1 pseudogene is annotated in these 581 nt (G+C 67.5%); it reads right to left on the bottom strand.

Annotation, left to right across the window (positions count from 1 at the left end):
- Window positions 1–293: 293 nt before the first annotated feature.
- Window positions 294–581, bottom strand: a pseudogene (locus ACQ143_RS14710) (IS110 family transposase); the annotation flags it as partial.

Raw genomic sequence — 581 nt, 5'->3', positions numbered from 1 at the left:
CTGATATGTAACTCGTTTTGTCAAGCGGGCAGGGTGAAGCGCCCGTCGGGCTGGTCTGTCCGGCGGGCGCTTCGTCGTTCGCCGTGACCGGGCAGAGATGCGGCGTGTCTGGTGACGCGTGGTCAGTCTGATATGCGCGGGTTGGTTGCCGCATGACCCTGTTTCGGTGGGAGCGTTCGAGCTTGTCTGAGGTCGAGCATGGCCCCCGTGGGGCTGCTCACAGTCGAATCGCTGGTCCGCTCCTCACGCTGCATGCGTTCCTGTCGCTGTCCGGCGAACGAGCCTTCGGGAGGTTAGTCCATGACCGCCAGGGACCAGCACCAGCCCGCGAGCTCGCGGGCGATCGCGGTGTTCGCGATCGTGTGCTTCTTCTTGTGCGCGACGTAGACGCCCCATCGGTGGTGCAGGCGCCGGTTGCCGGCATCGCCGCGGGCCGCAGCAGTGGCGGACGCGGCGGCCCACCGGTCCTTCATGACCTTCCCGGGCCGGTAGGCGGGCTTGTGGTGCCAAGCGGCTTCGATCAGCAGCCGGCGGGCGTGCGTGTTCCCCGTCTTGGTGATCGCGCCCAGAGACCTCGTCCC

It is taken from the genome of Microbacterium pollutisoli (assembly GCF_053586795.1).
The sequence above is the reverse complement of the archived record's forward strand: the minus strand, read 5'-3'. Positions and strand labels throughout refer to the sequence as shown.